The organism is Curtobacterium sp. MMLR14_006, assembly GCF_001864985.1.
GTDB lineage: Bacteria > Actinomycetota > Actinomycetes > Actinomycetales > Microbacteriaceae > Curtobacterium.
In genome coordinates this window covers 114,412-120,727 of sequence record NZ_MJGU01000023.1, presented here as the reverse complement: position 1 = coordinate 120,727, position 6,316 = coordinate 114,412, and the positions used below count along the sequence as shown (strand labels likewise).

5 protein-coding genes are annotated in these 6,316 nt (G+C 74.4%); 1 reads left to right on the top strand and 4 read right to left on the bottom strand.

Annotation, left to right across the window (positions count from 1 at the left end):
* The first annotated feature begins 50 nt into the window (after positions 1 to 50).
* Positions 51 to 656 carry a TetR/AcrR family transcriptional regulator gene (locus BIU94_RS12335; protein ID WP_071260656.1) on the top strand — a complete coding sequence of 202 codons (606 nt, stop codon included), beginning with the start codon at positions 51 to 53 and terminating at the stop codon, positions 654 to 656.
* Positions 657 to 740: 84 nt separating this feature from the next.
* On the opposite strand, the gene BIU94_RS12330 is transcribed toward BIU94_RS12335, so the two are convergent.
* The 4 genes from BIU94_RS12330 to BIU94_RS12315 form a co-directional block, all read right to left on the bottom strand.
* Positions 741 to 3,092, bottom strand: a complete 2,352-nt coding sequence (locus tag BIU94_RS12330; RefSeq protein ID WP_071260653.1) for a DUF3488 and transglutaminase-like domain-containing protein — start codon at positions 3,090 to 3,092, stop codon at positions 741 to 743.
* Positions 3,089 to 4,420, bottom strand: coding sequence for a DUF58 domain-containing protein (locus BIU94_RS12325; protein WP_071260651.1), 1,332 nt, complete (start codon positions 4,418 to 4,420; stop codon positions 3,089 to 3,091). Before BIU94_RS12325 ends, BIU94_RS12330 begins: the two co-directional genes overlap by 4 nt.
* On the bottom strand, positions 4,420 to 5,412 hold the full coding sequence (locus tag BIU94_RS12320; RefSeq protein ID WP_071260649.1) for a MoxR family ATPase: 993 nt from the start codon (positions 5,410 to 5,412) through the stop codon (positions 4,420 to 4,422). Before BIU94_RS12320 ends, BIU94_RS12325 begins: the two co-directional genes overlap by 1 nt.
* Before the next feature lie 328 nt (positions 5,413 to 5,740).
* Positions 5,741 to 6,190: a MarR family winged helix-turn-helix transcriptional regulator gene (locus tag BIU94_RS12315; protein ID WP_071260646.1), complete on the bottom strand. Its 450-nt coding sequence runs from the start codon at positions 6,188 to 6,190 to the stop codon at positions 5,741 to 5,743.
* Positions 6,191 to 6,316 lie beyond the last annotated feature (126 nt).

Genomic DNA, 6,316 nt, shown 5'->3' with positions numbered 1-6,316 from the left:
CAGGTCCCACCCGCCGCTCCCCCGAACCACTCCGGTCGAATCAGGATCACATGACCGACGTCGTCGCCGACCAGCCCACCCCACGCACCCCGCGTGCCGAGGTCCGAGCCCGCCTGCTCACCGCCGCGGCCGAGGTCTTCGCCGAACAGGGCGTCCACGGCGCCCGCCTCGACGACGTCGCCGCCCGCGCCGGTTTCAGCAAGGGCGCGGTGTACTCGAACTTCTCCTCGAAGGAGGACCTGCTCGCCGAGGTCATGCAGCGCCAGACCAACCTGGTGCTCGGCGCACTGCAGGAACTCGTCCACGACGACATCTCGGCGCGAGACCTCGGCGACGTCGTCCGGCAGGCCTTCCGTCGGCACGACCAGAGCGCGCAGTTCGCCCTGCTCTCCGCGTTCCGCGGGTACGCGATCCGGCACCCCGACTTCATGCCCGAGTTCGTCCGGCAGCGTCGGTCGCTGCACGAGGGGGTCGTCGAACTCGTCGAGATGTGGTTCGGCGCCCACCCCGAGGTCGACACCGGCATGTCCGCCGACGACTTCGCCACCGTGCTGGTCGCCGCCAACGTCGGCATCGTGTTCGACACCCCGGCCTCGCCGGACGTCGAGCCCGGCGAGATCATCGCCCGGCTCGTCGAGGCGGTCATGCGCCGGTAGTGGCGGACCGGTTCGCCGGCCGCAGGTGGGGCAGGCCGACGGTGGGCCCTCGCCGGGAGACGTCCCCGCTCCGACGGACCCGCGTCAGGCGGTGCGTCGGCGGGACCCGCGGCCCTCGTGCGACCAGGCCGACGACGGCACCAGGCTGGGCGGCAGCAGCCGCGACCGCACCCGCCGCGCGACGGGGACCGAGGCGTCGAGCTCCGTGCGGGCCTGCCGGACGTGTGCGACGAGCGCTCCGGCGTCCACCGCTGCAGCTCCACCGGCGGCGAACCGCTCCTGGTCGACCGCGTCCACCACGGCCTCGAGGTGCGGCAGCACCGCCGCGGGCACGACCGACCGAAGTCGGCCGAGCACCGCACGGGCGGTGCGGGCCACCGCCGCAGCGTCACCCGCCGGAGCGAGCGTCGGCGCGTACCCGTGGTCGGCGACGTCGTCCAGGACCTCGCGCCAGGCGGAGACCGCCGGCGAGCGTCCGGCCGCGACGGCCGCCAGGCGGGAACGCCGACGCAAGGCGCGCACGACCCCCGGTGCGAGCAGCAGTGCGAGGACCAGCACGAGGCCGACGAGCAACCCGGAGGGCCCCTGCCCGCCGCTGCCGGCGGCGCCGGCGGCACCGGGAGCCGCCGAGGCCGTCGGCGTCGGGGTGGCGCTCGCGTCGGCCGGGTCGGTCTGGCCCGGCGTCGGCAGGGGCGTCTCCGACGGCACCGCGCTCGGCGTCGCGGTCGGCTCGGTCGACGGCGCGGCCGCCTCGTCCGAGTCGGGGGTCGGCTCGAACGCCACCCACCCGGCACCCTCGATGTAGAGCTCGGGCCACGAGTGCAGCTGCCGGTTCGAGACCGCGTACTCGCCGTCGGGCTGCGGCGCTCCGGCCCGGTAGCCGACCGCGATCCGCGACGGGATCCCGAGCGAGCGCGCCATCACCGCCATGGCCGACGAGAAGTGCACGCAGTAGCCCTCACGGACCTGCAGGAACGTCGACACGACGTCCATGCTGTCGCCGTCGTAGCCCTGCTCGACCGGAGCCGTCTCGGAGTAGGTGAACAGGTCGCTGCGGAACCACTGCTCGAGGGCGCGGGCCTGCTGGTACTCGCCGGACACACCACCCGCGACGCGCTCGGCGGTGTCCGAGATGTTCGCGGGCAGGTCCTCCGGCAACGCGAGGTCGGTGCGGAGCTGCTCCGCGCTCGGCGCCTGGTAGCCACGACCGTCGGTCCGGTCGAGCGCCCCGGAGTCCGCGACGGCGTCGAGGTAGTCGTTCGCGAACGTCGACGCCCCCGTGGCCTCGTAGGTGGCACCCCGCGACGTCGCCGGGCCGGTCGAGCGCACGGTGCTCGAGTTGCCCATCCAGCGCCACTGCGACAGGTCGAGGTTCGTCGACCGCGACGTCAGCGACACCGCACCCGACGGCACCGGCAGGTAGTTGCTCGAGAGCCCGGTGATGCGCACGGTCACGTCGCCGCGGGTGGCCAGTCGCGGGTTCACGCCGACGGCCCACTGCTGCTGGTCCGCGGTCTGGGCGTCGGCGGCGTTCGTCACGGTCGGCACCCAGTCCCCCGTGCCGAACTCGTCGAGGTCAGCGAGCTTGAGGTACTCGGGCTGGCCGTCGGAGGACCGGTAGCGGAAGACCTCGAGTTCGCTCGGTCGGCGCAGGTCGTCACCGAGCTCGAGCAGCGTGCCCGGTCGTCCGGGCTGGATCGGTGACCGGACCGCTCCGGTCACCCCGGAGAGCCAGCTCGCGTTGAGCGGCACGATCGCGGGCAGGCCGATCGCGACGACGAGCCCGACGGCGCCGACCACCGCGGCGGGCAGGGCGCGCTGGACCGGACGGACCGACAGCCACAGCAACGCGAGGAAGGCGACGGCGGTGACGACGACCAGGCCGCCCCCGGCGGGTTCCCCGGTGATGACGCCCGGCACGACGAGGATCACGAGCGCCGGAGCCGCCGCCAGGGACGGGATGCGGGCGACCGCGGCCAGGAAGACCGAGACGCCCGCCACCCAGGCGATGGAGACCGTGACGATCAGCCGGATGGCGTCGGTCTGCGGCAGCGGCGCCGGGTTGAGCCGGATCGCCGCCAGCGTCTGCCCGAGCGCACCGTCGGCGTCGAGCCAGCCGAGTGGCTGCACGTCGTTCACGAGGGCGGCGACGCAGCTCACCACCAGGAGCGTGCCGACCAGCGCGACGAAGCGGACACCCGGGGCGCGGCGACGGACGGCGAGCACCACCGCGACGAGGACCGCGACGACGAGGACCCCGGAGACCCACCACGCGATCCCCTGCACGAGGGGTCGGATGGCGAGCGCCGCGACGAGCACCGGCAGCGGGGCGAGCGCGACGACCCAGGCGCTCGGGACGTCGCGGGCGTCGTCGTCGCGGTCGAGGATCTCGTGCACGTCGACGCGGTTCCGCGACCGTGCCGCGACGCCGCTCACCGCGCCGCCCCCGAGACCTGTGCGCCGGCGACCGGCACGACGAGCGTGCGCCAGCCGGCACGGTCGAGGATGCCGCGCACCACCGGGTCCGGCGGGACGATCGTCGCGAGGATGCCCCGGCTCGACCCGTTCGTGGCGGCGACGAGCTCGGATGCCTGCTCGACGGTGCAGGCACCGGTGACGACGGCGGTCATGCCGTGCACGTCACGCCCCCGCACCTCGGGCAGCACGTCCGTGACGTCCCGGGCGTCGGTGCGGAGCCGGACGTCGGCGAGCCCGACGAGCACGTCGGTCAGTCCGCCGGCGTCACCCACGTGCCGGGTGCTCCCGCCCGGGCTGTCGCTCACGAGCACGACGCGCGAGGTCCGGGCGGCGAGGGCGCGGGCGACGCTCGCCGCGACGACCACGGCGTGCTCGAAGGCCTGGTCGCCGCCGAGGTCCGACAGCTCGGCGAGGTCGTCGCGGCCGAGGCGCTGGTACGACTCGCGGCGCACGTCGAGTGCGATCACCGCCTCCGGCGGCTGGGCCTGGGTGGTCTGGCGGACGTGCAGCTCGCCGCGTCGCGCGCTCTGCGCCCAGTGCACCCGGCGGATCGGGTCGCCGGGGCGGTACGGGCGGAGTTCGCTGTCGTCGGCCGACCCGCCCTGTCCGACCCGGCCCTCGTCGGCGGAGACGGCACCGGCCAGGGCCCCGGTGTCGATGGCGGTGAGCGGCGTCGACGCGGGGACCACGACGACCTCTTCAGCGGCCACGACGGGGCGGTCGATGCGCAGCAGGCCGAAGGCGTCCTCGACCCGGATCGTCACCGGGCCGACGAGCGTGCGCCCGCGGTGCATGGCGAGCGCCTCGACGTCGAGCAGCGCGGGCGGCAGACCCGGGCCGACCTCGGCGTAGGTCGCGGCGTCGGACACGCTCGCGAAGGCGTCCTCGAGCTGCTCCCGCACGAGCAACGTCGACCGTGGTCCGAAGGGCATGCTCGTGCCGCTCAGCGAGATGCGCTCCCGGTACACCTCGCCGACCTGGACGATGGCGCGCGCGGTGCTCCGGCTGCCCCGCAGCGGCGCCGCCACGACGAACGCCGTGACGATGCCGAGCACGACGAGCACGAGCAGCAGCAGCCCGGCGGACACGGCGACGCTCGTCGCGCCGACGAGACCGCCGCCGACGAGCCCGATGCCCACCGCGATGACCGTCCACCCGCGGAGCGTCGGTCGGGGGAACGGGGTGCGCCGGAGCAGCACCAGACCGCGCCGTCCGAACCGGGCCGCGGTCGAGCGCGCCGCACCGGCACGGCGCAGCAGCGGCGACGGTGCCGGACGGCCGGGCATCAGGAGCGGACGGGGGTCGCTGTGAAGGGCACGGCGGTGTCGGACACGATCCGGACGACGATCTCGCGCACGGTGTCCTCGCCCGTGCCGCCGAGGCCGCGCGCGACCGGGACGAGCCGGTGCGCGAGCACGATCGGGGCGAGGGCGGCGACGTCGTCCGGGGTCACGAAGGGCCGCCCGAGCAGCGCCGCGTGCGCACGGGACGCCTGCGCGAGGTGGAGCGTGGCACGGGGGCTCGCGCCGAGCACGAGGTCGGGGTGGGTGCGGGTCGCCCGGACGATCGCGACGATGTAGGCCTCGACGTCGGGGGCGATGTGCACGCCCGCCACCGACTCGATGACGGCGTGGAGCGTCGCGACGTCGACGATCGGTCGCAGGTGCGCCAGCGGGTCGCCGCCGCCGCGGCTCGCGAGCATGTGGCGTTCGGCGTCGGCGCTCGGGTAGCCCATGGTGATGCGGGCCATGAAGCGGTCGCGCTGCGCCTCGGGCAGCGGGTAGGTGCCCTCCATGTCGATCGGGTTCTGCGTCGCGACGATCATGAAGGGCCGCTCGAGCGGCCGGGTCACGCCGTCGACGGTGACCTGCGACTCGGCCATCGCCTCGAGCAGGGCCGACTGGGTCTTCGGGCTGGTGCGGTTGATCTCGTCGCCGATGACGACGTTCGCGAACACCGGGCCCGGTGAGAACCGGAACGAGGCCGACGACTGGTCGAAGATGTTCACCCCGGTCACGTCGGACGGCAGCATGTCGGACGTGAACTGGATGCGGTTCACCGAACCGCCGACGGAGGCGCCGAGCGCCTTCGCGAGCACGGTCTTGCCGACGCCGGGGACGTCCTCGACGAGCAGGTGCCCCTCGGCGAGCATCACCGTCAGCGCGGTGCGGATGGCGTCCACCTTGCCGTCGATCACCGTCGAGACCGATGCGACGATGGCGTCGCCGACCTCTCGGATGCGTTCGAGGGGGAAGGCGGGGGCGGTCGCTTCCGGCACGCAGGACTCCTCGTCTCGGGACAGGTGTCGTGCATGCTACATCGGCCCGGTGACAAGGAGGGGAGGATGCGTCACCCTCCGGGCCGTTCCGCGCGTGGGGAGCCGTGCCGTGCGTGGGGAGCCGTGCCGTGCCGTTCCGCGCATGGGGAGCCGTTCCGCGCGTGCCGTGCCGTTCCGCGCGTGGGGAGCCGGAAGGAACGGCCTCCTGTGCGCAAGCCGTCCTCCGACGCGCGGAACAGCACCCCGGCTGACTCAGCTGACGCGCGCCGCCAACCCCGGTCGGCCGCGCGGAGGACCCGTGCGGCGACCGCGCCGCACTTCCCGCCCCTCAGACGGTGGCGCCCTCGAGCCGGTCGACCGCGACCGCGAGCTGCTCGAGCTCGGGGACCTCGCGCGCTTCGGCGAGCGCTTCCTCGAGCGCGGCGGCGTGCACCGGCGTGGCCTCGTCGAGCAGCCGCTGGCCGGCGTGCGTCAACTCGGTGTAGAGCCCGCGGCGGTCGTCGGCGCAGAGCACGCGGGTGAGGAGGGCTCGCTCCTCGAGCCGGTTCACGAGCCGGGTGGTCGCACTCGGGCTGAGGGCGGCGGCCCGTGCGAGCTGCTGCATGCGCATGTGGAAGCCGTCCTGGCGTCGGAGCGCGTCGAGGACGGTGAACTCGACCACCGACAGGTCCACCACGCGCAGTGCCCGCTCGAGGCGGGTCTCGATGAGGCCGTGCAGGGCGGCGAGCGTGCGCCAACCGTGCGCGCGGACGGCGACCGATGAGTCGTCGACGGACATGAGGGACCTCCAGGCTCGCTTTCCAGCGAGGTCCTTGCTTGCGCGGATACCCCGCGCGTGCAACTATCGATACCCCGCGTCTGCAACGACCACGGTACGCGGACCAGCTGCACCGCACAACGGAAG

Coding starts and splice junctions, on each gene's coding strand:
- BIU94_RS12335 (WP_071260656.1), top strand. CDS start 51: ATGACCGACGTCGTCGCCGACCAGCCCACCCCACGCACCCCGCGTGCC.
- BIU94_RS12315 (WP_071260646.1), bottom strand. CDS start 6,190: ATGTCCGTCGACGACTCATCGGTCGCCGTCCGCGCGCACGGTTGGCGC.
- BIU94_RS12325 (WP_071260651.1), bottom strand. CDS start 4,420: ATGCCCGGCCGTCCGGCACCGTCGCCGCTGCTGCGCCGTGCCGGTGCG.